At 68.5% G+C, this 24454-nt stretch carries 18 protein-coding genes and 3 pseudogenes; 11 read left to right on the forward strand and 10 right to left on the reverse strand.

Annotation, left to right across the window (positions count from 1 at the left end; genetic code table 11):
- From AC067Z_RS31945 to AC067Z_RS31960, 4 genes and pseudogenes are all read right to left on the reverse strand, one after another.
- Window positions 1-157: pseudogene (locus tag AC067Z_RS31945) on the reverse strand (sugar isomerase); the annotation flags it as partial.
- A gap of 64 nt (window positions 158-221) precedes the next feature.
- The gene (locus AC067Z_RS31950) at window positions 222-1133 is read right to left on the reverse strand and encodes a carbohydrate ABC transporter permease (RefSeq protein ID WP_478793142.1); all 912 of its coding nucleotides are present in this window, start codon (window positions 1131-1133) and stop codon (window positions 222-224) included.
- A complete protein-coding gene (locus tag AC067Z_RS31955) occupies window positions 1133-2068 on the reverse strand; it encodes a carbohydrate ABC transporter permease (RefSeq protein WP_478793143.1) in 936 nt (311 codons plus the stop codon). The genes AC067Z_RS31950 and AC067Z_RS31955 overlap by 1 nt, the downstream gene beginning before the upstream one ends.
- 25 nt (window positions 2069-2093) lie before the next feature.
- Window positions 2094-3362 (reverse strand): extracellular solute-binding protein, encoded by a 1269-nt coding sequence (locus tag AC067Z_RS31960; RefSeq protein WP_478793144.1) that lies wholly within the window; start codon window positions 3360-3362, stop codon window positions 2094-2096.
- Between the two features lie 282 nt (window positions 3363-3644).
- Between AC067Z_RS31960 and AC067Z_RS31965 the strand changes: the two genes are divergently transcribed.
- Entirely contained in the window at window positions 3645-4442 is a 798-nt protein-coding gene (locus tag AC067Z_RS31965; protein ID WP_478793145.1) for a DeoR/GlpR family DNA-binding transcription regulator, read from the forward strand.
- A 491-nt stretch (window positions 4443-4933) separates the two neighbouring features.
- Here the strand turns inward: AC067Z_RS31965 and AC067Z_RS31970 are convergent, their stop codons facing one another.
- Complete coding sequence (locus AC067Z_RS31970) at window positions 4934-5386, reverse strand: hypothetical protein (protein ID WP_478793146.1); 453 nt, start codon at window positions 5384-5386, stop codon at window positions 4934-4936.
- Between the two features lie 625 nt (window positions 5387-6011).
- Between AC067Z_RS31970 and AC067Z_RS31975 the strand changes: the two are divergent.
- Window positions 6012-6196 (forward strand): annotated as a pseudogene (locus AC067Z_RS31975) (GyrI-like domain-containing protein); the annotation flags it as partial.
- Between the two features lie 162 nt (window positions 6197-6358).
- Here the strand turns inward: AC067Z_RS31975 and AC067Z_RS31980 are convergent.
- From AC067Z_RS31980 to AC067Z_RS31990, 3 genes are read right to left on the reverse strand one after another with little or no spacing between them, the layout of a single operon-like run.
- Complete coding sequence (locus tag AC067Z_RS31980; RefSeq protein ID WP_478793147.1) at window positions 6359-8512, reverse strand: coiled-coil domain-containing protein; 2154 nt, start codon at window positions 8510-8512, stop codon at window positions 6359-6361.
- Complete coding sequence (locus tag AC067Z_RS31985; RefSeq protein ID WP_478793148.1) at window positions 8500-9348, reverse strand: TerD family protein; 849 nt, start codon at window positions 9346-9348, stop codon at window positions 8500-8502. Before AC067Z_RS31985 ends, AC067Z_RS31980 begins: the two co-directional genes overlap by 13 nt.
- Window positions 9345-9545 (reverse strand): hypothetical protein, encoded by a 201-nt coding sequence (locus tag AC067Z_RS31990; RefSeq protein WP_478793149.1) that lies wholly within the window; start codon window positions 9543-9545, stop codon window positions 9345-9347. The genes AC067Z_RS31985 and AC067Z_RS31990 overlap by 4 nt, the downstream gene beginning before the upstream one ends.
- A gap of 252 nt (window positions 9546-9797) precedes the next feature.
- Here AC067Z_RS31990 and AC067Z_RS31995 point away from each other — a divergent pair.
- The 3 genes and pseudogenes from AC067Z_RS31995 to AC067Z_RS32005 all read left to right on the forward strand — a co-directional run.
- Window positions 9798-9967, forward strand: a pseudogene (locus tag AC067Z_RS31995) (Tn3 family transposase); the annotation flags it as partial.
- A gap of 141 nt (window positions 9968-10108) precedes the next feature.
- Complete coding sequence (locus AC067Z_RS32000) at window positions 10109-10531, forward strand: hypothetical protein (RefSeq protein WP_478793150.1); 423 nt, start codon at window positions 10109-10111, stop codon at window positions 10529-10531.
- 209 nt (window positions 10532-10740) lie between these two features.
- On the forward strand, window positions 10741-12762 hold the full coding sequence (locus AC067Z_RS32005; RefSeq protein WP_478793151.1) for a tetratricopeptide repeat protein: 2022 nt from the start codon (window positions 10741-10743) through the stop codon (window positions 12760-12762).
- Between the two features lie 1001 nt (window positions 12763-13763).
- Here AC067Z_RS32005 and AC067Z_RS32010 read toward each other — a convergent pair.
- The gene (locus AC067Z_RS32010) at window positions 13764-14315 is read right to left on the reverse strand and encodes a YciI family protein (protein WP_478793222.1); all 552 of its coding nucleotides are present in this window, start codon (window positions 14313-14315) and stop codon (window positions 13764-13766) included.
- A 329-nt stretch (window positions 14316-14644) separates the two neighbouring features.
- Between AC067Z_RS32010 and AC067Z_RS32015 the strand changes: the two genes are divergently transcribed.
- Window positions 14645-15133, forward strand: coding sequence for a MarR family winged helix-turn-helix transcriptional regulator (locus AC067Z_RS32015; protein ID WP_478793152.1), 489 nt, complete (start codon window positions 14645-14647; stop codon window positions 15131-15133).
- Window positions 15130-16416 carry an MFS transporter gene (locus AC067Z_RS32020; RefSeq protein WP_478793153.1) on the forward strand — a complete coding sequence of 429 codons (1287 nt, stop codon included), beginning with the start codon at window positions 15130-15132 and terminating at the stop codon, window positions 16414-16416. Before AC067Z_RS32015 ends, AC067Z_RS32020 begins: the two co-directional genes overlap by 4 nt.
- 164 nt (window positions 16417-16580) lie before the next feature.
- Here the strand turns inward: AC067Z_RS32020 and AC067Z_RS32025 are convergent, their stop codons facing one another.
- On the reverse strand, window positions 16581-18092 hold the full coding sequence (locus AC067Z_RS32025; RefSeq protein WP_478793154.1) for a PP2C family protein-serine/threonine phosphatase: 1512 nt from the start codon (window positions 18090-18092) through the stop codon (window positions 16581-16583).
- A gap of 511 nt (window positions 18093-18603) precedes the next feature.
- On the opposite strand from AC067Z_RS32025, the gene AC067Z_RS32030 reads away from it, so the two are divergent.
- The 4 genes from AC067Z_RS32030 to AC067Z_RS32045 all read left to right on the forward strand — a co-directional run bounded on the left by AC067Z_RS32030 (window position 18604) and on the right by AC067Z_RS32045 (window position 24406).
- Window positions 18604-20277: a tetratricopeptide repeat protein gene (locus tag AC067Z_RS32030; RefSeq protein ID WP_478793155.1), complete on the forward strand. Its 1674-nt coding sequence runs from the start codon at window positions 18604-18606 to the stop codon at window positions 20275-20277.
- 943 nt (window positions 20278-21220) lie between these two features.
- Window positions 21221-23818: a rifamycin-inactivating phosphotransferase gene (gene rph / locus AC067Z_RS32035; RefSeq protein ID WP_478793156.1), complete on the forward strand. Its 2598-nt coding sequence runs from the start codon at window positions 21221-21223 to the stop codon at window positions 23816-23818.
- Window positions 23815-23946, forward strand: coding sequence for a hypothetical protein (locus AC067Z_RS32040; protein ID WP_478793157.1), 132 nt, complete (start codon window positions 23815-23817; stop codon window positions 23944-23946). Before rph ends, AC067Z_RS32040 begins: the two co-directional genes overlap by 4 nt.
- Window positions 23947-23965: 19 nt before the next feature.
- Entirely contained in the window at window positions 23966-24406 is a 441-nt protein-coding gene (locus AC067Z_RS32045; protein ID WP_478793158.1) for a DUF6086 family protein, read from the forward strand.
- Window positions 24407-24454 lie beyond the last annotated feature (48 nt).

Genomic DNA, 24454 nt, shown 5'->3' on the forward strand with positions numbered 1-24454 from the left:
CCGCGTAGGACTGGGCCATGAACCAGGAAGTGCCGCAGCCGACGACCGCGACCCGCTCGCCCCGGCGGGGCAGAGCAGCAGTGTGCTGCGGAAGCCTCCTCGCAGCCTGCCGCCAGGAGGCGGGCTGCGAGGCGATCTCGGCCGCTGTGCGGGACATACCGGTGGTGGACAAAGTGATGAACTCCTTGGGGAAGGCTCCGACGGTGCGGCGCAGCACCGGTCTACTTCACGGAGCCGGCGGTCAGTCCGGACACCACCTGGCGCTCGATGAAGGCGAACAGCACCACCACGGGAACGATCGCGATCACGGAGCCTGCGAACAGGTAGTTCCACTGGACGGTGTAGTTGCCGATGAAGCTGTTGATGCCGACGGTCAGCGGCTGACTCTCGGGAATCGTGGACAGGGTCAGGCCCATGACGAACTCGTTCCACGCGGCGATGAAGGTGAAGATCACCGCGGTCACCACGCCCGGCATGGCCAGGGGCAGGGTCACCCGGAACAGCGCGCCCGCCCGGCCCAGTCCGTCGATCATGGCTGCCTCCTCCAACTGCACCGGTATGGAGGAGAAGTACGCCGTGAGGATCCAGATCGCGAACGCCAGGTTGAAGGCGGCGTTGCAAAGGATCAGGGTCCACACCGAGTTGAGCATGTCGAGCTGGTAGAACTCGCGGTAGAGGCCGACCAGCAGTGAGGTGGGCTGGAACATCTGGGTGATGAGCACCAGCAGCAGGAACAGCTTCCGGCCGCGGTACGTGACCCGGGCCGTGTAGTAGGCGGCGGGCACCGCGACCAGCAGCACCAGCAGCGTCGATCCGCCGGCCACCAGCAGGGTGACCCGCAGGTTGGAGCCGAGGTTCGAGTCCCGCCAGACGTTGATGAAGTTCGACCAGGCGAACTCGCTGGGCAGATAGGTGGGGTCGCGCAGTTCGTTTGCGGGGCGCAGAGCGGTGATGACCATCTCCGCGTACGGCAGCAGGAACACGGCAGCGATCAGCCAGGCCACCGAGGTGATGATCACCGTGCGGGGCTGCAGTCGCCTCTTGTGCTTCCGCCCGTGCGCCGTCGGGGCCCCTTCCTTACGAGAGACCGCGGCGGCCGGCGCGACCGAGGATCCGATCGTCTGCTGGGCCATCAGGCGTCCTCCTCGTTCCAGAGGCTGACTTTCAGGAAGACGGCCACCATGACGACGACCAAGGCGAAGTTGACGACGGACATGGCCGCGGACTCGCCGATGTCGGAGCTCTTCAGCTGGTACATGAACACGGTGGTGGTGGCGGTGTCGCTGTCCGGGCCGCCCCGGGTCATGCCCCAGATGACGGGGAAGGAGTTGAAGACGTTGATCAGGTTGATGACCACGCCGACGAGGAACGCCGGCCGCAGCAGCGGCAGGGTGATCCGGCGGTAGGTCTGCCAGGTGCCGGCGCCGTCGACCCTCGCGGCCTCGTAGACCTCGCCGGGGACGGTCTGGAGACCGGCCAGCAGTGTGTACGTGGTGAAGGGCAGCGAGACGAAGACCGCGACGAACATCATCCAGGGCCAGGCCGTGGCCGGGTCGCCCAGCCAGTCCTTCGGTCCTTCGACGAGCCCGAGGTCGGTCATGACCGTGTTGAGCACGCCGGCGGTCTGGTTGAGCATCCACTTGAAGCCGATGGCGGTCATCAGCACGGACGCGGCCCAGGGCGCGATCAGCGCCCAACGGGTCAGCCGCCGGCCGGGGAACTGCTGGTTGAACAGCTGTGCCAGGGCGAGGGACAGCACCATGGTGAACAGGACGACGCCGAGGGTCCAGATCACCGTGGCGGTGACCACGGAGCCGAGGCCCGGTTCCTCGAACAGCTGCCTGTACTTGTCGAAGCCGGCCGAGCCTCGGACGAAGCCGCTGACGCTGATCTTCAGGAATGAGGTGCGGACCATCTCGTAGACGGGCCAGAGCACGACGAGGACGATGAGCAGGACGGCCGGGCCGATCCATGGCAGCGGTCCGAGCCTGCCGAGACCGGAACGACGGCCCGTTCGGGTGCCCCTGACGGGCCGTCGGCCGCCGGTGGTGGCGGAGTTGGTGGACACGGGAGTGCCTTCCGTATGTCTGCTGCTACTGGTCGGCGACGGCCTGCTCGGCCTTCTTCTGCAGCTCGCCGAGCACGTTCGCCGCGTCCCCGCTCACGGCGGTGCCGCCGCTCTTCTTGATCTCCGCGGACACGGCGTCCCAAGTGGTGTCGCCGAGCGGGTAGAAGGAGGCCTTGGGCAGCAGCTCGAAGAACGGCTCCAGGTCCTTGTGCTTCCCGCTGCCGGTCATCTCCTTCAAGGTGTCCTCGGTGACCGGCATCAGGTTGTACATCTCGTCGAACTTCAGCGTGTTCTCCTTCGAGTACGCGAAGTCGAGGAACTTCTTGATCTCGTCCTTGTGGCCGCTGTCCTTGAAGGCCATCATCCAGTCGGCGACACCCAGGGTGGAGTCGAGCGCGCCGGACTTGCCGGGGATGGGCGCCACGCCGTAGTCGACCTTGCCGTCCTTGGACATCTGGATCAGCGAGGGGTGGCCGTTGAGCATGCCGGCCTTGCCGGCGGCGAAGTCGGCGAACGCGGTCTTGCGGTCGGTGGTGGCGGGGTTGGCGTAGGTGAGGCCGGGGTCGACCAGATGGGACTTCAGCCAGTCGAAGGTCTCGACGTTGGCCTTGCTGTCGAGGGTGTACTTGCCGCCGGCGTCGGTGTAGCCGCCGCCGTTGCCCAGCTCCCAGATCAGGCTCTCGCCCTGCGCCTCCTCGGGCCCGAGCGGCAGTGCGTACGGAGTGGTGCCCGGAGCCTTCGCCTTGATCTTCTCGGCGGCCGCCTTCACGTCGTCCCAGGTCTTCGGGGCCTCGGTGATACCGGCGTCGGCGAAGATCTTCTTGTTGTAGAAGAGGGCGCGCGCCGAGGAGACGAAGGGGATGCCGTACTGGACGCCGTCGACCTCGCCGGCCTGGGCGAAGCTGTCGATGAGGTTGGCCCGGGTCTGCTCGGACAGGACCTCGTCGGCCTTGTAGAGCAGGTCGTCGGAGACCTTGTCGGCGTAGCCGCCGGTCTGCAGGACGTCCGGCAGGTTGCCGCTCTGGATCATCGTCTTGACCTGCGAGTCGATGTCGTTCCAGTTGATGACCTGGACATCGATCTTGATCTTCGGGTTGGCGTCCTCGAACCGCTTCGCGATGTCCTTCCAGTAGACCGTGGAGCTGTTCGACGCCTTGTCGCCGTAGTCGGCCGCGACCAGCTTGAGGGTCACGGTGCCGTCCGCCGACTCACCGCTGCCTCCGCTGCCGCACGCGGTGAGGGCGAGCGTGCCGACCACGCAGGCCGCCGAGATACCGAGCATTCGCTTGTTCACTGCCTCAACCACCTTCGCTGCATGAAGCTGCGCAAACTGCGGGTGTTTCAAGCAGTTGCGAGCACTGTTCCTGTCGCGCAGTATTCAGCAGCAATGAGGCTCCGGTCCAGGGGTCGTTACGCGAACGTAGCCAAAGCCCACAAGCATCAGGCATGCACGGACCTGCTCTTCAAGCGATGGCTACGATCAGATTCACGCATGAGCTTGACCTCGCTGGAGCATCCGCCCCCGCGTCCCCTGGCGTGACGAGAGCGCAGGACGCTGCCCGAAGGAGTCCGACACATGCCCAAGCACGAACGGTGGAGCAAGCTGCTGGAGTTGCTGGCCGCCGAGGGCAGGCTGGACGTCGAGGAGGCCGCGACGACGCTCGAGGTCTCGCCGGCGACCATCCGACGGGATCTCGACGAACTCGCCGAGCAACAGATGCTCGTACGCACCCGGGGCGGAGCCATCGCCCACGGCGTCTCCTACGAGCTCCCCCTGCGCTACAAGTCCTCTCGGCACGCCTCCGAGAAACAGCGCATCGCCGCGGCCGTCGCCGAGCTGATCGGCGAGGGAGAGGTCGTGGGTCTCAACGGAGGCACCACCACGACCGAGGTCGCAAGGGCGCTGGCGCTGCGCACGGGCGGCGGTCGACGGGAGTCCCCGGAGACGTCGGGGCCCGCGCTCACCGTCGTCACCAACGCGCTCAACATCGCCGGCGAGCTCGCCGTGCGCCCCCAGATCAAGATCGTCGTCACCGGCGGTGTGGCCCGCCCGCAGACGTACGAGCTGGTCGGCCCGCTGACCGTGGGCGTGCTGAACGAGGTCGTGCTCGACGTCGCCGTGCTCGGTGTCGACGGCGTCGACCCGCAACTGGGCGTGATGACCCACCAGGAGGACGAGGCCAGCATCAGCCGGCTGTTCGCCGAGCGCGCGCGCCGGGTGGTGGTCGTCACCGACTCGTCGAAGATGGGCAAGCGCGCCTTCGCGCGCATCTGCGGACTGGACCGCATCGACGTGCTCATTACCGACTCCGCGCTCCCTTCCGAGGTGGCGACGCGCCTGACGGATGCGGGCATCAAGGTGATGGCGGTCTGAGCCCTGAGTGGCTCTGGGAGCGGTGGGTGGCGACGACAGCCGCCCGCGGACCGTGGAGTTCGGGGGCGGCTGTAGCGGATGGCGATCTCGCGGACGACATCAAGAGGCGATGGCCATGTCGAAGACATGCATGTTGCCGTTGCCAGGCAGGACCACGAAGTCCATCTGCCCGGCCGCGTCGAGCGGGATCAAGTGGGCGAACATGCGGTAGGCGATCCCGCGTTTCCGTAACCGCTCGGACTGTCTTCGTTCGTAACGCGCAGCGGGATCATCATCGACGGCGGACTCGTGGCCGGGAACCGACTGCGGCTGTCCTCACCATCGTCCACGGACAGAAAGAGAACTACACATGCGGTTGATACGTCGCGGTGTCGCCGGCCATCGACCATATGTACTGCGATCCAGATGCCCGTCTCGCTGGCAATGAGGAGCAGCGCACTCTGGCGAGGCCCCTGGAGAGTGATCAGGTGCCTCGCCACGCGCGGCTGGTCTCAGGCGGCGACGTAGAGGCCGAGGACACCGTGCCCGATGCCGGCAACCGCCCCGAAGACAGTGGCGGCATGCCAAATCGAGGCATGGATGGTGGAGTTGTCCTTGTCGTGCAGGATCCCGGAGGCGATGCCCGCGATGACTGCGGTCAGCAGGATGAGCAGTACGGCCTGGGGCTGCGTGGACTTGAGGGAGATGAGGGCCAGCATCGTGGTACCGAAGAAAGCCGTTCCTCCTCGACGGGCTGCCGCGTACCGGGAGTAGCGCGGGGGCGGGGCCATCGGAGGGATTGCTGCGGGGCGGTCGTGGCGGTGCAGGTAGCCCATAACAATGCCGATGATGACGCCCAGGAGGATGGCCGTGAGGATTTGAGGGACAGTCGGCCCGGTGGAGTGGTCGGTCTTTTCTCCTGCGACCGCGAGGGCGGCTACCGTTGCGGCCTTACACGTGTTCATCGGTATCTCCGAGTTCCTCGAGGGGAATGGTTCGAAGACAACGCTTCACGTTGCGCAACGGGCAAGGAAGGCTTGCCAGCAGGTCCGCAATCTCTGTTCGTGGTCCCAGGCTTCTCCCCTGCGTAACTGCCGATCAGTCATGTTGAGGCCATGGAGACCTGATGACACCAGGGAACCACCAGACCCTCCCCCTGCGGCAACGCCGGCCTACGGCGCCGCGTTGAGGATGTTGTACGGCCTGCAGGGTGACACGCAGAAGGCGCCTGCGACATGGACTGGCTGGAGTGAACCCGGATCTGTCACTTCCTGACGGGGGAAGCTGGTCACGGACGAGATCTCGTAGCGGGAGCGTTGCCGCAACGGCAACGCGGGTGAGCGGCGGTGCGCAGCCCAGCAAGCCCAACGGCAGCAGACAGCCCAACAGGGCGTCCTCAACCACCTCCAGTCGCAGCAACCAGCCGTCGAACATTGGGCCGGCCGAGGGGGCGCAGGAGGACGCCACCCACTCCACAGCGCGGAGCTCGGGAGGGGCAGAGGCCGTACCACGGTCGCGCAAGTGCCGGGTCTCGCCGGCCCCCTGCCGACCCCACCAGGCGAGACCCACGGAGTCGGCGGCATTGGCGACCTGCAGGTCTTCACCACCTCAGGGCCGGCGGCGGAGCCATCCAGGAGCTGTGGCGGGACGTGCTCACGGAGTGGTTCTCGTCCGACCCGTACCGCAGCCGCCCCGGCCCTGAGATCCTGCGGACCCGCCTGTCACCGGACAAAACCGAAGCCGACGCCGAGCTGAGGCTTCCGGTGGAGCGGGAACCGGGCTGTACAAAGCGCCCGGCGGTCCTTCAGCAGCGCGATGGCATGCCCAGCTGTCCCGGGATTTCTGGCGTGCGACCGCCCGCTGCGGCGCGGTCCGTTCTCCTTCGGCGGCGCCGTCAACTCGGATCGACGCGAGCTGCGTGAGTCGATGAGCCGGCCTCAGCCCCTTGGCGAATTGCTCCGGTCAAGCAGCTGGTTGCGTCCTTCCAGGGCTGCCGTGGTAGCTCGTGTCAGGCGGTGGTCGGGGCCAAGGACCGTCCGGTAGTGCTGAGAGAGCTGCGCGTACAACTGCTTCGCTTCTGCGGTCCTGCCTGCTTCTCTGGTCCAGCGGGCTTGTTCGCGCCGGGCTGCCAGGGCGCCGCGGTGATGCGGACCGTGGATGCGAATGTAGTCCGCAGCCAAAGCCCGGTACAGCTCCGCCGCCGCATCAGGGTCACCTGCTGCGCCCACCCGCCCCGCCCAGTCATGGCGTGCGGCCAGAGACGACCGGTGTTCCGATCCGAAGATGCGCTGGGTCTCCTCACACCAGTGGCGCACCCGTGTCTCCGCCCGGGCCTTTCGGCTCCCGGGGTCGTCGACCGACCGGTCCAGGATGTTGTGCACAGTCGCGGGCGCTGTCCCGTCCTGGGCCACGACAGGCCGTGTGGGGGCAGGCTCGCCGGGGACAGCGCTGCCGGCCCTCTTGCGTTCAGTGGCCACCAACGAGGGTGCTGCCGGCGGCGAGGGGAGGGCACGGCGCGGCGGGCCGATGTGGATGTCGTTGGGCTCTTGGTCGGACAGGAAGGTGAGCACGGACCGGGCCTGGTCGCTGATGTCGTGCCGATTGACCACTCCGGCGTCGAGGAGCTTTTCCAGTAGCCGCATACGGTCCTTGCTGGCCGCGCGCTCCTGTTCCTGGAGCATCGCAAGCAGCGAAGTGGCGTCCGAGGAGCTGCGCGCCATCATGTGGGCCAGGGTCTGGTGGTCCCCTTCCTTCAGCAGCCTTTGATACTCAACGGCACGGGTGCGAATCTGCACGCGGTCCACATCAACGCGTACGAAGGTTCGTGTTCGCAGCCCCAGATGGCGCCCCAGGGGTGGCTCGTTCTCGTCCTGGACCGCTGCCCGCATGTACCGCCAAGCACGTTCCGCCTCATCCAGGCGGCACCTGTGCGAGGCTGCACGTAACCGGTCCTGCAGCTCCGGGGCAAGGATGTCCTCGAGATTGTGCAGCCGGGCCGCGGCTACGACATACGGGTCGATGACCTCCCATTGCACGTCCGCCTCGACGCTGAAGAAGTCCGCACCGCCTGCGGCGGGCAGCAGCATGCTGAACGTCGTCGAGTGGACGCCGAGAACGACTTCGGTCACGGCGTACGGACGGCCGAACACAGGTTTGTCGTGGTGCTCTTCCCCGTGCGGCCACACGATGCTGTGTCCGCCGTTGCGGTAGTACAGCACTGACGCCACATGGGCAGCGGAGCGACGCCACGCACCGTTTGGCTGGTACTCCCGCAGGAGCGGGCCAGCCACCATGCGCCGAGAAGCAGCGCCCGACCCAGCGACGGCCTGCCGGTCTGCGGCGGGTTCGGGTCGGGGCTCGCCCTGTTCAAACCGGTCGCTCGCGATGGCGGACAACTGATGATGTCGCTGTGCAGGCTCGGGCTCCTTTTGCTGTTCTTCCTGCTCTGCCGCCTCCAGTTGCCGCTCCAGTTGAGTGCAGCGTTCCTCGGCCAGAGCTGTCGCCGCGTGCGCCTTTCCCAGCTGCTCGAGCAGCGCCCTGGCCTCGGCACGCAGCCTTTCGCATTCGTGTCGCAGCGTCTCCTGCTCCCGATGCTGCTCGGCCAGCGCGCTGGCGAACTCATCCTGATCAATCGCCCGCGCCGCCTCGATGGCCCGCAGTTGGACCTCCAGTTGCTGGATGCGGCGTTGCCGCTCCTGCAACAGGTCCGCGGTCATCTGCTCCCGCGCCTTGGACTGCCTGGCTTCCTCGTCCGCCTCCTCCAGCAGCAACTGCAGCTCCTGGACCTTGCCCCTCGCCGCCTTGCCGGCCCTGACCGCTCGGCGGTGCAGTCCCCGCAGATGAGTCACAGCCTCCTGCGTCGCCTGCTCCCCGCGCTCCTGGGCGACATGAGTCAACAAGCCCAAAACAAAGGACCACGGCGGTGTCCGGGAACCGCTGAGGTAGCGGGAGACCGTCCCCGCATCGCAGTGGCAGCGCAACGCGTAACGCTGCAGCGAGAGATCCAGCGAACCGAACAGCATGCGCAGCGCCTCAGCCAGCTCACGCACATCATCCGGAAGATCATCGGCCAGCCGCATCAACCCACCCATACCGTCCCCCTCATCACCCGCAGCATGCTCAACGCGATCCGCGCTTCATGAACGTTTTCCATCTCGCCCCAGGGCACCATCCTCGACGGTGGCCGCAGTGTGTTCAGTGCGCCCAGGACGCGAAGGAATCGACGAGGCCGAGTAGAAGGCCTCTCCACGGACGGCGCCCGGGTTCCGGCCGACGTCGTAGAAGGCTGTGTTGGTGAAGGTGGCGGAAGCGGAGGCATTGACGTTTCGGTAGAAGGCGAGCTTGCCCGGCCCAAGCCGACGCACAGCCAGAACACTCCGAGGGAGGCGCTGTTCTGGGGATGAAGCCGGAGCTGGGCCTTGTCCCAGGGTTCGTCGCCGACCTGGGCGATCACAAAGTCGGGGTCGGTCGCGCCCGACCGCTGGTAGTGCATGAGCACTGTTCGCATGGCTTCAGCAATGTTGCCCCAGCCCCAGTCGACCTGAGTGTGCAATTGCTCTATACGACCACGGGAGTTGTCCAGGATCAGATACATCGCCGCGCGCCGGTCGCCGGCCCCAGCCCGCACCAATGGCTGTTCCGCCTTCCGGGCCGGGGCGAACAGCGCCGGTGCCGTCGTCTGCACCTTCGCCAACTCCACAGCGCTCGCGGCGGGGCGAGGCGCCGGTACCTCGGCAGGGGAAGTGGCGGCGGTTGTTGGTCCGTCGGTGTCGACGGTGACGTCGTAGTCGGTGGCCAGTCCGGCCAGGCCATTGGCGTACCCCTTGCCCACCGCGCGGACCTTCCAGCCATCACCACGCCGGCACAGCTCCGCAAGGACCACGACGGTCTCCACGTCGGCAGGGATAAACCCCAGATCGGCGGTCACCGTGCACCGGATAAGCAAACACCGTCCTGCTGGGGATGGTTGTGGAACACCAGATCGTCGTCACTGCGGATTTTGCCGCCTGCGCCCAGCAACAAAGCGGAATCGTCGTGGGGCATGCCCCGGCCGTCCAACGAAGCTGTGACCGCCACCGTCGCCAGCGCGGCGTTCGCACCCTTGCTCAAGACAGTGGCCTGCATCAGGCACCCCTCCCCGACGACTTACATCCAGCAGCCGCACACGCAGCGACCGGCCGGGCTCCACTACGTAGCAGCCACGACCCGCACCAGTCTGCGGCGTTGAACGGCCAGTGCGCCCACGTTTCGTCCGGATTCAGCATGAGGAAGCACGTCCTTACACCCGGCTGCCCCTTGTGCTCCAGACTTGGGTATGTCTCATGAGACACAGCCCTCCGGTCCAAACGGGAGGCAGACAGACGGGGCGTCAGCTAGGACCAGCTCGGCGCGCTCGCTCGTGCTGAATGCCGCCGTGCTATGGACGACCCGCTATCTCGACGCCGCAGTGGAGGTTGCAGGCCCTGCCCGCCGAGGAGCGCGAGCATGACGTCCTGGACGAGGACGTCGCCCGCGTCTCCCCGCTCAAGCACGCCAACCTCAATGTGCAAAGTCTGCCGAGGCGGTTCGGTGAGGTGCCCGACTCGGTACGCTTTACCGGCATAGGGACATGAGGGCTGGCCGCCTTGCGGGGGGATGACATGTTGGATCAGGCGTTGGTTGTTCTGGCTTCGGCGTTCGGGGCGGCGGTGGCTTCGGCGGCTGGCACCGAAGTGTGGTCGGGATTCCGGGACCGGGCGGCCCGGATCTTCGGGCGCCGGGACGCGCGACAGACCCAGGTGGTTCTGGAGCGATTGGACCGGTCGGCCCTCGAACTGGACCGCGCCGACCCCGGTGGCGCCGACCAGGTCCGCACCCGGCTGGAAGCATCCTGGCAGGCCCGGTGCGAGGACCTACTGGAGAGTCTGGGCGAGGCGGACCGCGAGGAAGCCGCCGGGCAACTGCACGAACTGGTGGCCCGGCAGGCCGCCGGCGGAGTTACGGCCAGGGACGACGGCATCGCCATCGGCGGCAACGCCGACATCAAGGCCGACCGCGGGTCGGCGGCCGCCCTGCGCATGGGCGACGTGACCCTCCGAAACCCTCCGATGCCGGGTCTGGAGCAGCGCTGACCGCACCCGGCGCCAGCCAGGCCCCGCACATCTGTGCGCAGACATCGCTCTACGCGCAGTCCGGCGCCCTGGTGGTCGGCCGCGCCGATTCGGTGACGCACCATGCCGCGCCGCGGGCGCCGCTTTCCTGGCCGCGGCTGGTCGGCGTGGTCCCGCGGCAGGCGGACTGTTTCCAGCACCGCGATGCCGTCGATGCCTTGGAGCGAGCGGTGGCCGGGGGTGGGACGGCGGTGCTGTGCCAGGTGCTGTCCGGGACCGGTGGGGTCGGCAAGACTCAGCTCGCCGCCCACCACGCCCGCACCGCGTGGCAGGCCGGGGCGGTGGATCTGCTGGTGTGGGTCACCGCGACCAGCAGGGACGCGGTCCTGAGCGCTTACGCCGAGGCCGCTGTCACGGTGACCGACCCCAGCGACCCTCAATGCGCCGGTCTCGACGACCCTGAGCGGGCCGCCGTCCGCTTCCTGGCCTGGGCCCAGTCCACCGACCGGCGATGGCTGATCGTGCTCGACGACGTGAGTGACCCCGCGCACCTGAATGGCACGGACGGACGGGGTGACCTGTGGCCGCCCGCGCGCCCGAACGGCCGCACTGTGGTCACCACCCGCCGCCGCGACGCCGCCCTGCCCGGCCACCTCATCGATGTCGGCCTGTTCACCAAGGGCGAGGCCGTCGGCTACCTGAGGGCCAAACTCGCCACCCAAGGCCGCCACGACGACCCCGGGCAGGTCGAGGAGCTCACCCGCGACCTGGGCCATCTGCCGCTGGCCCTGGCCCAGGCGGTCACCTATCTCCTCGACCTCCACCTGGACTGCGCCACCTACCGCGTACGGCTGGCCGACCGCGCCCGTACGCTGCCCGACTTGGTCCCTGAGGACAGCGGCCTGCCCGACGCCCACCGCGCCACGGTGGCCGCCACCTGGTCTCTGTCCATCGAACACGCCGACCGACTCCGCCCGACGGGCCTGGCCCGCCCCATGCTCCACCTGGTAGCCCTGCTCGACCCCAACGGCATCCCCGCCACCGTCCTGACCTCACCCCCAGCCCTCGCATACCTCACCGAACACCGCACCCCCGACGGTGGCACCGATCCCGACGTGTCCCCGCGCGCGGTCGGGGTGGACGATGCGGCCGACGCGCTGCGCTGCCTACACCGGCTCAGCCTGGTCGACCACACTCCCAGCACCCCTCATCAGGAGGTGCGCGTCCACAACCTTGTCCAACGTGTCACCCGCGAAGCCCTGCGCCCCGCCGCACGCGACACGGCGGCCCGTACCTGCGCCGACGCCCTGTATGAGGCATGGCCCGAGGTCGAACGCGACACTGCCCTCGGCCAGGCTCTGCGCGCCAACACCGCCGCCCTGACTGCCCACGCCGCAGACGCCCTGTGGCAGCCCGACGGCCACCCGGTTCTCTTCCACACCGGAAACAGCCTCGGCCACACCGGACTCGTTACCGCCGCCCGCGCCTATTTCCAGGACCTGCACACCGCCGCCCGCCAGAACCTGGGCCCCGACCACCCCGACACCCTGACCGCCCGGCACTACCTCGCCTACTGGCGGGGGGAGGCGGGGGATGTGGCCGGGGCCGCCACCGCCGCCGCCGAACTGCTGGCCGACCGGCTGCGGGTGCTGGGCCCCGACCACCCCGACACTCTGGCCGCCCGGCACAACCTCGCTTACTGGAGAGGCGGGGGCGAGGCGGGGGATGTGGCCGGGGCCGCCACTGCGTTCGCCGAACTGCTGGCCGACCGGCTGCGGGTGCTGGGCCCCGACCACCCCGACACCCTGACCACACGGGCCGACCTCACCTTCTGGCGGGGGCGGGTGGGGGATCCGGCCGGGGCCGCCACCGCCACCGCCGAACTGCTGGCCGACCGGCTGCGGGTACTGGGCCCCGACCACCCCGACACCCTGACCACACGGCACAACCTCGCCTACTGGCGGGGGGAGGCGGGGGATCCGGCCGGGGCCGCCACCGCGTTCGCCGAACTGCTGGCCGACTTCCTGCGGGTACTGGGCCCCGACCACCCCGCCACCCTGCTCGCCCGGCACAACCTCGCCCACTGGCGGGGGGAGGCGGGGGATGCGGCCGGGGCCGCCACCGCGTTCACCGAACTGCTGGCCGACTCCCTGCGGGTACTGGGCCCCGACCACCCCGCCACCCTGACCACCCGGTACTACCTCGCCCACTGGCGGGGGCAGGCTGATGGTGCGAGCGGTGGTGTCCGATAACGATCGAATGACGACAGGTGCGGCCGGTGTCCAATGAACCCGGAATTTCCAGGGCCTGACGGCGGCTCGGATCCAATGAGATCCGATGGCGGCTGATGACAGGGTTTGCTGACAGCTAGGGTCGAATGCGGCCACCAGAACGGCCCTGTTCTCGTATAGCTACGGCGAGCGGACGTGTAGCACTGTGTAAGCACAGCTGCGGCCGAGCAGGTCCTGCGCCGCTCCTGCCAAGGGCGGGGCGACGGAGTGGATTCACTGGCAGTCCGGCACCGCCCAGCTCCTGCCCCGACTGATCGCCCGCCGCGCCCGCGGCCCGCTGTTCCTCACCGACCGCAAGGCCCCGGCCGGAACGCCGACGCTCGACGTCTGCCCAGAGGCCGGCCGGGCCCGGCTCTCCGAGCTGAGGAGATCTTCGAGGAGAACACCCGGCTGCCGGCCAACCCGCTCGCCTCACCCGAGGACATCGAGGCCTGGACGGCTGGACACTCCACTGGCTGCGGCATTCCGCGCTCACGCACGACGCGGAGGGCGGCACCTCCACGCCGATGCTGCTGGCTCGCTCCCGGCATGCCTCCGTACGGTCCCTGAAGCGATACGCCCGCCCCGGCGTCGACGCCATCGCCCGACACGTCGCCGAACGCGACCCCGCCGCCGCCCGCCGGAAGCACTGACGCTTCCACCGAAGTCCGACCCAAGGACCTTGGTGACACGATCGGGAGAGTCCGCAGGGGCCACGCCGAGCAAGGTTCCGGTGGTGACAACGTCCACGTAGAACGCCAGGGAGTACGTAGTCAAAGGCTGATCATGTATGCGGTGTGGTCCAACGTGATGTGGGCGGCGTACCCACCCGGGTGTGCCCCCCCATGTCCGGGGAGCGCATCGGCCGGCTCCCGTGTGGGGCGGCCACTGGAATGTACGGAATTCAGGGCGTTGCTCGACCATCTCGTCCCAGCCCTCACAACGGCTGACACAACGACGTGGAGGGCCGGCGACGCCTCGGTTCATGACGGCCGCCCGCCGAACTGCCAGTTGTGAACCTCGATGTCGGCGTACCGGTCCGGGGTCAGGACGGCGCGGGCGGTGTCCGGGTCCGGCGCCCGTACCAACACCGCCGTACCCAGCCAGGTGGCGCCGTCGTCGGACAGCAGCGGCCCGTACGCAATCAACTCGTCCTGGTCGGGCGGCACGACGAGGTCGGCGGCCTGCCCCGTGCCGAGGCCGAGCACCAGATACCGCTTGCCACCGGTCCGGCCACCGGGGAAATCCCACATGGTGCGCCCCAACATGTTGCGCCACCGTCGCAGCAGCACGTCGCGGTACACGCCCGCCTGGTAGCCGGGCTCGCCGAAGGCGAAGGCTCGGGCGGCGGCAGGATCTGGCAGATCGACGATGTGCACGCTGCCGGTGGGCGCCTCGCCGTCGCTGGTGAGGGTCGGGCCGCGGGCGATCATCTCCGTCGCGTACCGGTCCATGTAGGACCAGTGCTCTTCCAACAGCTCATTGCGCAGCGGCACGGAGCCGGGCCGATCTCGGTGGTAGCAGAAGAACTCCATGCCCTCAGTCTTCCTCACCAAGCACACCCCTCTCACAACGGCTCACACACTGCGGTGAGTTGGCGATGGGTCTGTCACGCAGAGAGGATCCGTCACGCCGATAAGACAGGAACCGCTAAGACAGGGAACCCGCCGACAGCTCGTGAGACAGCGTGCAGAACCGCAGGTCACGTCGCCGGAAATGGCATCGCCGTGCGACGGGAGCCGTCCACCGAGCCGTGGGACGACACCCGTGCAGAGCAGAACGGCGATCAGGGCGCCGATTCTCGCTCGTCGTGAAGAAGTTGGTTGCGGCCGGCCAATTATCGCAGCGCTGTTATATTAGCGCTGTGACATCTTCCGACCCCACGGCGCTGCCCGATCCCTGGCAGTCGCTGCACAAGCTGCTGGCAGCCATGGACGCCGAGATCGAGCAGGTCTACGTCGAGCGTGGCATCGAGGGCGTGCGGCCCCGGTTCGCCTATCCGCTGATCCGGCTCGCCCACACCGGACCACTGACCATCCGCGAGCTTGCGAAGTCCCTGGACCGCTCGCACTCCGCGATCAGCCAGACCATCGCTGCCATGCGAAAGGAGGATCTGGTCACCTCCGAGCCAGGTCCCGACGCCCGCACCCGGCGGATCGACCTGACCGAGCGCGGCCGGTCACTGGTGCCGTTTCTGGAGGCCGAGTGGCGGGCCACTCACGCGACGGTCGCCGAGCTGGACGGGGAGATCCCGTACGCACTGACCACTGTCGTCGAGGAGCTGCGGCGGGCGCTGGAGCACCGGTCGATGCGGCAGCGGATCCTCCACCACCTGGTCGAGCCACCGCGATGAGGTGGCGTGTCCGGTTCCTCGATACCCGCCCGCTGCGCAGCAGCCGGCCGTTCCGCGACCTGTGGATAGGCTCCTCGGCCTCACAAATCGGCGGGCAGATAGCCACCGTGGCGGTGCTGGCCCAGGTCTGGGACCTGACAGGCAGCCCGATGGGCACCGGCGCCATCGGGCTCGCCACTGGCCTGCCGATGGTGCTGTTCGGGCTGCTCGGTGGCACGTTGGCCGACACCGTCGACCGCCGTGCGGTGGTGCGTGCCACCACCGCAGGCCAACTGCTGGCCGCCACAGGGCTGTGTGCGCAGGCTCTGATGGACAACCGAAGCGTGCTGCTCCTGCTCGCCCTGGTCGCCATGGGGGCCGCCTGCAGCGCTCTCGGCGCCCCTGCCCGGCGCACCTTCCCGGTCCGGCTGCTGCCGGCCGACCAGGTCGCGGCCGGTCTCGCGCTGACCAACGTCTCCTTCCAGGCGGCGATGCTGGCCGGGCCCGCGCTGGCCGGACTGATCATCGCCCGCTGGGACTTCCCTGCCGCCTACGCCGCGCAGGCCGTGGCCGTGGCGGTCTCGATGCTCGCGGTGATCCGCCTCCCGGCCATCAGGCCCGAGGGCGCCGGCGCGGCGGGCGCCAGGCGTCGGCCGGAGCGCGGCGGCTGGCGGGTCGTGCTGAGCCGCCCGACGCTGTGGGGCTCGATGGCCACCGACCTGTCCGCGACGCTGCTCGCCATGCCGATCGCGCTCTTCCCGCTGGTCAACGAGATCCGCTTCGACAACAACCCGCAGACCCTCGGCTTGTTCCTCTCGGCCGTTGCGGTCGGGGGGATCACAGCCGGCCTGCTGTCCGGCACGGTGACGCGCTGGCGTCGCGGCGGCCTGGTCCAGCTGACTGCGGCCGGCGTCTGGGGCCTGGCGCTGGCCGGCTTCGGCCTGGCCGGGCCGCTGTGGCTGGCGCTCGGCTGCCTGGCCGTGGCCGGCGCGGCCGACACCGTGTCGGTGATCACCCGTAGTGCCCTGGTCCAGTTGGAGACCCCGGACGCGTACCGGGGGCGGGTCTCCTCGGTGGAACACGTCATCGGCGTCGCGGGCCCCGAGCTCGGCAACTTCCGCGGCGGCCTGCTGGCGTCGGCCACCTCCGCCCCCTTCGCCCTGGTCGCCGGCGGCCTTTCCGCCACCCTGGCGGTCGCTGCCGTGGCAGCGACCAACGCCTCCCTCCGCGCCTACCGCACGCCGCCCGCCGCCCCCGAGCCGACTGTGCCCGGGGCCGCCGACGCGGCGACGGCCGCTGGGTAGGCGGTCATCATCGACCTCGTGCCCTGCAACGACCACCACGGGTGCGCCACCCATCTGCCGCCCTTGAGCGGAACTGCCCGAACGCGGGTGCTCAGGCTCGCGGCGTCACTTCGGCGCTGACCGTTGAGGTGCAGCCGAGGCGGGCCAGGACCTGGATGTGCGACTCAGGCTCGAGCACTCTGCACAGCCTCTGGTGTGGCCCGGGCGATGAGCAGGGCTACGTCGTCGTGGTCTCCCGGGTGACGCAGGGTGTGCAGGAGGAGGTCGCAGGTTTCGTCCAGCGAGCGGTGGGGGTCGTCGAGGACGTCCAGGAGGGCGTCCAGTCGTGTGTCGATCGGCTGGTCGCGGGTCTCGACGAGACCGTCGGTGTAGAGGATGAGCTGGTCGCCCGGCGCGATGTCGAGGCAGGTGGTGTGGAACGCGACACCGCAGCCGCCCAGCGGCGCGCCGGTGGGCAGGTCGAGCAGCTCGCGCCTGCCGTCCGGATGGTGGAGGACGGGCGGCATGTGCCCGGCAACGGAGATGTGGCACTGCTCTGTGTAAGGGTCGTAGACGGCATAAACACAGGTCGCGATGGTTTCGAGGCCGTCGGTGACGTGGTCGAGATGGTGCAGGACCTGGGCGGGGGTCAGGTCGAGATCGGCCAGCGTCCGGGTGGCGGTGCGGAGCTGCCCCATGGTCGCTGCGGCTACGACCCCGCTGCCCATGACGTCGCCGACGACGAGGGCTGTCTTGTCCCCGCTCAGAGGGATGACGTCGAACCAGTCACCGCCGATCTCCATGGTGGCCTGGGCGGGACGGTAGCGCGTGGCGAGTTCCAGCCCCGGCCGCCGCGGTGGCGGGTGGGGCAGCAGGCTGCGCTGGAGGGTCAGTGCGGTGTGGCGCTGTTCTTCGACGGCACGGTGCCGTTCGGTGACATCCACGCTGGAGGTTGCCACTCCCAGGACTGTCCCGTTGGGGGCTTCGAGACGGTAGAACGAGATCGACCATGCGTGGTCGTTGTCCGGGTCGGCAGGGGTGCGGCCGACGGTGTACTGGTCCAGGACCGGGATACCGGTGGCCAATACCTCTCGCATCACCGATTGGAACGACTCGTCCAGGAAGGGCAGTACTTCATGGACGTGCCGGCCAATATGTTCGGAGGCCGGCACACCGTTCATCCGCTCCTCCGCCGGGTTGACCGAGACGTACCGCAGATCCGTGTCCAGCACCCCCAGTCCGACCGGCGACTGCGACACCAGCCGGGCGGACAGTGCCAGGTCCCGCTCCACCTGCAGTACGGTCGCCTGGTCCGTGGCCAGGCCCAGGGCCCAGTAGTCGAGCTGGTCGTCCTGCAGCCGCATGTTGCGGAACTCCACCAGCCGCGTGCTGCCGTCCTTGTGCCGAACGGGGAAAACTCCGGCCCAGCTGCCGCCGCCGCCCATGACCTGGGTGAACATGTCCAGCACGACATCCAGGTGCTCCTCGTGCACCAGCAGATGGCCGGCGAACTGGCCGAGGGCCTCCTCAGCGGTGTAGCCGAACAGGTCCTCGGCCTGCGGGCTCCAGAGATCGATCCTGCCCTCGGCATCGAGGAGGACGGCCGCCACGTTCAGCACATCGAGCAGGCCGCCCCGCCCGGACGTAGCGGCCCCCGCAACGCCGGGATCGCCCTGCAAGGGCTCGGTTCCGCCCATCCTCCAGGCACTTCCTTCCCGCCGCCGCCACGGCCTGGCGTCTGGCGCCAGGCCGTGGACGATGTACCGACGACCGGGCTCCTGGCCGTTCCATCGTCCCCCTTCACCGACCACTGACGCACGCCACGCCGCCCTGACCTCGGCAGACGTGTGACTTCGGGCGGCGAGTCCGCAGCCAGAACGCGCCAGGCCCGTGAGGTACGGGGCGATCCGCCTGCCGTGGCGGTCCGGACACCGACGGCCTCGCCGAGAAGGTCATCGTGGGACCGCGTGGCGAGGTGCTCAGGTCGACGCCAGCTCGGTCCGCTGCTCATGCCTCGTCCCCGGGACATGCCGTCACGCCGAGCGTTTCCCGGCAACGCGAGATCGGTTCTACCCTCGGCTGCAGGTGTCCCCGGAGGCCTTCACGACGTTGGGACAGTGCGTGCTGGTCGCGGCGGCGTCCACATGTCCGGCCGGACCGAGCGGCTGGTCCGCGTCACCTGGCCGGCCGTACCTTCAGGAGAGACGGATGGACTACTACGACCTCGGCACCCACGGCCGCCCCGTGACGACGTCCTCCCCGTCCGCTCAGATGTGGTTCGACCGCGGGTTGGTCTGGGCGTACGCCTTCCATCACGAGGAAGCCGTCTCCTGCTTCGAAGCCGCCGCCGCGGCGGATCCCGACTGCGCCATGGCCCACTGGGGCATCGCCTACGCCCTCGGTCCGAACTACAACAAGCCCTGGGAGTTCTTCGACGGCGAGGACCTGGCCCGGACCGTCGAGCGCACCCACGCGGCCGTCGAACGCGCCCACGAGTTGGCGGACGGTGCCACTCCCGTCGAACAGGCCCTGATCCGAGCGCTGCGGGACCGGTACCCGCAGGCGGAAGCGGTCGAGGACTGCTCGGTGTGGAACGAGCCCTACGCCGACAGCATGCGCACCGTCCACGAACTCGCTCCCGACGACCTCGACGTCGCCACGCTCCATGCCGATGCGCAGATGAACCTCACGCCCTGGCAGCTGTGGGACCTGCGGACCGGCCTGCCGGCGGAAGGCGCCCGCACGCTGGAGGCCAAGGCCGTACTCGAGCGGGCGATCAGCACCGGGCCCGGGACGAAGCACCCCGGCCTTCTGCACATGTACATCCACCTCATGGAGATGTCCCCCACCCCCGAGGCCGCCCTGCCTGTCGCGGACCGGCTCCGCGGCCTCGTGCCCGACGCCGGCCACCTCCAGCACATGCCCACACACCTGGACGTGCTCTGCGGCGACTACCGGCGGGTCGTGTCGGACAACACCGGCGCGATCGCCGCCGACGAGAAGTACCACGCGCGGGCCGGCGCGATGAACTTCTACACCCTTTACCGGTCGCACAACTACCACTTCAAGATCTACGGTGCGATGTTCCTCGGCCGAGCGACGACCGCCCTGGAGACCGCCGCACAACTCGAAGCCTCAATCCCCGAGGAGTTGCTGAGGGTGCAGAGTCCGCCCATGGCCGACTGGCTGGAGAGCTTCCTCGCCATGCGGGTGCACGTGCTCATCCGGTTCGGCCGCTGGTCCGACATCCTGGAACTGCCTTTGCCCGCCGACCCGCAGCTGTACTGCGTCACCACCGCGATGCTCCACTACGCCCGCGGCGTCGCCTGCTCGGCCACCGGACGGATCCCCGAGGCGGAAACCGAACGCGAACTGTTCCGACAGGCCGTCTCCCGGGTCCCCGAGACACGCATGCTGTTCAACAACACGTGTGCCGACATCCTCGCGATCGCTTCGGCGATGCTCGACGGCGAACTGGAGTACCGCAAGGGGAACCACGATGCTGCCTTCGCCGCGCTGGAACGGTCCATCACCCTCGACGACAACCTTCCCTACGACGAGCCGTGGGGATGGATGCAGCCCACCCGGCACGCGTACGGCGCCCTGCTCCTCGAACAGGGACGCGTAGAGGAGGCGGAGGCCGTCTACCGGGCCGACCTGGGCCACGACGACACGCTGCCGCGTGCCTCACAACACCCCGGCAACGTATGGTCGCTGCACGGCTTCCACGAGTGTCTCGTCCGGCTGGGCAAAACAGGAGAAGCGCAGATCGTGGCCCAGCAACTGAAGCTCGCCGTCGCGGTGGCGGACGTCCCGATCAACGCGTCCTGCTTCTGCCGCCTCGAAGCCGTCGCGGGCGCGACGGAAGACGGCTGTTGCTGAAGGTCCGCGAACTGCCGCGGCACAACCCCCCGTTGTGTGTCCCGGCACCAGGACGTTTCCAAGCCGAGCACTTCCTCGCCTTCACCAGCATCGCCTGCACCCTCGTCTGCTACCGCAGACTCACTTTGGCCGTCGGTGGCACTGGCAGTGGTCACATGAAGAGGCCAGTGCGCGGGTTGGCGGCCAGGGGGCCACCGCCACGCCCAGGATGCCGGCGAAGCCGAGGTATCGATCGATGGCGATCTGGTCGGTGCGGCGGGACGGCCGGGCCACGATCCGGGCGGAGTGGCGTGGGGCCGTTCGCTCGGGTGCCGGCCGATTTGAGCTACGGCGACCGCGAAGCGTCCGTTCGGCGAGCTTGGCCAGCGCTCGCGTGGCGCGACGACGCTGGGTGAAGGCGGGGCGCTCGACGGCGTTCGGGCCTTGCCGACAAGGGAACGAACTTCTGGTTCCACGGCTGCATCCGTAGGCCGATGGGACATCCGCCTGATGCATATTGCTGTGTGTGACGCGCCGCCGCTTCGCGAGAACCTTGCCAGTTCCAGCGGACGGCAAAAGGCAAAGGCAAAGAGATCTCTCTCCTTGCCACTCTCAACGTATAGCGCACTGGGGGGCTTGCGGCAAGGCCCGGGTCGTGGCGCAGAATCGTCGGCCGAGGCCACAACCTGCGGAAATAGGGGGGCACGACGTGCATGCGTCGTTGTCGACGCATGGGCGACGCGGTGACGTCGAACCAGTGGTGGGACTGGCGGTGGGAAAGGGGGCGTTCGGGGCGGAGGCGCGCGTTGCCGGACTTGGCGGAGCGGCCGGGCGACTCGTCAGAGAGAAGGCAATCAGAGATGAGGACGTGCCCCACCAGAGTTTCGACAGAGCTTGAGGCGCGGGTGATTCGACCAACCAGTGCAGTGCGACGGAGCACGGCTGCTGCCACGGAGGTATCGCAATGAACGAGCAGTACGTGTTGGATCTGCAAGAGGTTGACGGGACGCAGGTTGCGGTCGTCGGCGGCAAGGGCGCGCACCTGGGCGGGCTGTCACGGATCGACGGCATCCGCGTGCCGGCCGGCTTCTGCGTGACGACGGACGCCTTCCGGCGGATCATGGCGGAAGCGCCCTCGATCGACGATCGGCTCGATCAGTTGTCGTGCTTGAACCCGGACGACCGGGAGGCGATCCGCACGCTCAGCGCGCAGATTCGTCGGACCATCGAAGGGATCGCCATCCCGAGCGATCTCGCGGCGGCGATCACCCGCGCGCTCGGGCAGTTCGGCGAGCAAGCCTCCTATGCCGTCCGATCCAGCGCGACGGCAGAGGACCTTCCGACGGCCTCCTTTGCCGGCCAGCAGGACACGTACCTGAACGTCGTGGGGCCGACGGCGACCCTCGAGCACGTCAGCCGGTGCTGGGCCTCGCTGTTCACCGAGCGGGCCGTGACCTACCGCCAGCGGAACGGCATCGACCACCGTACGGTCCACATGGCCGTGGTCGTGCAGCAGATGGTCTTCCCGCATGCGGCCGGCATCCTGTTCACGGCCGACCCCGTCACCGGCAACCGGAAGGTCGCCACCGTGGACGCCGGCTTCGGCCTCGGCGAGGCCCTGGTCTCCGGCCTGGTGAACCCGGACGTCTACAAGGTGCGCGACGGCGAAGTCGTCGCCAAGGCGATCGCCGCCAAACAGCGTGCCGTTCACGCCCTGCCCGGCGGCGGTACGCAGGAAGTGGCGGTCGACTCGCAGCGGCAGGAGCAGCCCGCTCTGACGGATGCGCAGGTCGTGCGGCTCGTGCAGTTCGGGCGGCGGATCGAAGCGCACTTCGGCCGCCCGCAGGACATCGAATGGTGCCTGGTCGACGACGGCTTCCAGATCGTTCAGAGCCGGCCGATCACGACGCTGTTCCCCATCCCCGAGACCGGCGACCAGGAGAACCACGTCTACGTCTCCGTCGGCCATCAGCAGATGATGACCGACCCCATGAAGCCCCTGGGACTCTCCATGTGGCAGCTGACGGCCATGGTGCCGATGCACGAGGCCGGCGGGAGGCTGTTCGTCGACGTCACCGGCCGCCTGGCCTCGCCCGCGAGCCGCGCCGGCCTCCTGGACCTCATGGGGAGAGGCGATCCGCTGGTCAGGGACGCTTTGGAGACCGTCCTCGACCGCGACGATTTCGTCCCGGTGCTCCCGGACACGGGTCCCGGCGAGCCGCCTGTCGGCGGTGCGCCCGCCCCGATCGAGCCCGATCCGGCCATCGTCACCGAGCTGATCGAGCGCAGCCAGGTGTCCATCGCCGCCCTGGAGCGCGACATCCGGACGAAGACCGGACCGGCGCTGTTCGACTTCCTGCGGGAGGCCTTCGAGGAGCACAAGCGAGTCCTCAGTGATCCGCTGAACTTTCAGGCGATCATGGCGGGGATGGAGGCCACGTGGTGGCTCAACGACAAGCTGCAGGAGTGGTTGGGCGAGAAGAACGCGGCCGACACACTGACGTTGTCCGCCCCCGACAACGTCACGTCGGAGATGGGACTGGCGCTGCTCGACGTCGCCGACGTGATCCGCCCGCATCCGGAGGTGGTGGCGTTCCTGCAGGGCGTCGAGGACGAGGGCTTCCTGGACGAGCTGGCGAAGCTCGCGGGCGGGACCGAAGCGTGCGACGCCATCGAGGCCTATCTCGACCGGTACGGCATGCGCTGCGTCGGCGAGATCGACATCACGAGGCCACGTTGGCGCGAGCGCCCCACCACGCTTGTGCCCGTGATCCTCGACAACGTCAGGAACTTCGAGCCGGGCGCCGCCGAGCGGCGCTTCGAGCAAGGGAGGCAGAAGGCGCAGAAGAAGGAACATGACGTGCTGTCACGCTTGCGGGCCCTGCCGGACGGGGACCGGAAAGCCGACGAGACCAAGCGGATGATCGACCGGGTCCGAACCTTCATCGGGTACCGGGAGTACCCGAAGTACGGCATCGTCAGCCGCTACTTCGTCTACAAGCAGGCCCTGCTGGAGGAGGCCGAGCGTCTCGTGCAGGCAGGCGTGCTTCCTGAGAAGGAGGACATCTTCCACCTCACGTTCCAGGAACTCCACGACGTCGTGCGCTCGAACCAGGTGGATCACCAGCTCATCCGGCAGCGCAAGGACGCGTTCCGGTCGTACCACGCGCTCACACCGCCCCGGGTGCTCACATCGGATGGTGAGGCCGTCACCGGGGCGTACCTGCGCGACGACGTGCCGCCCGGCGCCCTGGTCGGCCTGGCGGTATCCGCCGGGACCATCGAGGGAAGGGCCCGAGTCATCCTTGACATGGCGGACGCCGATCTCGAAGCGGGCGACATCCTGGTCACGCCCTTCACGGACCCCAGCTGGTCGCCACTGTTCGTCGGAATCGCGGGCCTGGTGACGGAGGTGGGCGGCCTGATGACCCATGGTGCCGTGATCGCCCGGGAGTACGGCTTGCCGGCCGTCGTGGGCGTGGAGCGGGCCACCCGGCTGATCCGGGACGGGCAGCGGATCCGCGTGCACGGAACCGACGGGTACGTCGAGATCCTGCCGTGACCGACCGCAAGGCCGAAAACTTCCTCGCCTTCGTCGGCATAACCGCAGCCCTCATCGCCACCGCCGTCTGGCCAGGACGTAATACCGACGACGGTGATGATCCGACTGGATACGCTGACTGGCCTTGATCAACTGAAAGGGGACGCGATGAGCCAGTACTTCGACATAGGCGACGAGACCTTGTGGAACCCCTCCAACGGGGCATCCCGTATGTTCCGCCGGCAGGTGACGGTCTTCGAGGCGGAGCTGGAACTCTCCTCAGGCATTGGGCCGATGGAGAACGACGAGTGTCAGATCGACCCCGTCGCCTTCGAGACCTTCGTAAGCGCCTTGCTGGCTCAGCACCGAAGAACGAGCCACGCCATCATGTTGGCTCTCTCTGAGGGCTTCACTGCGACAGTGCTCGTCCTTGCCGAGCGCGCGGGAATCAAGACGGACTGGGCTCGGCTCGGCTCTGCCCCGGACGGCCCACTCCAAGACGTGCAGGTGTCAGCCATCGTAGGGATGTCCGCCCCGGCGGAAGGCGGAGCCTGGGCGGTAGGACTACGCGAGAAGGCACGGGAGCTGAGTCGACGCATGCCCAACTGACCGGAGCAACCCAGGGGGTTCGGGCCCGTCAGCTCCCCCTTTCATCGC

It is taken from the genome of Streptomyces sp. NPDC043812 (assembly GCF_056436245.1).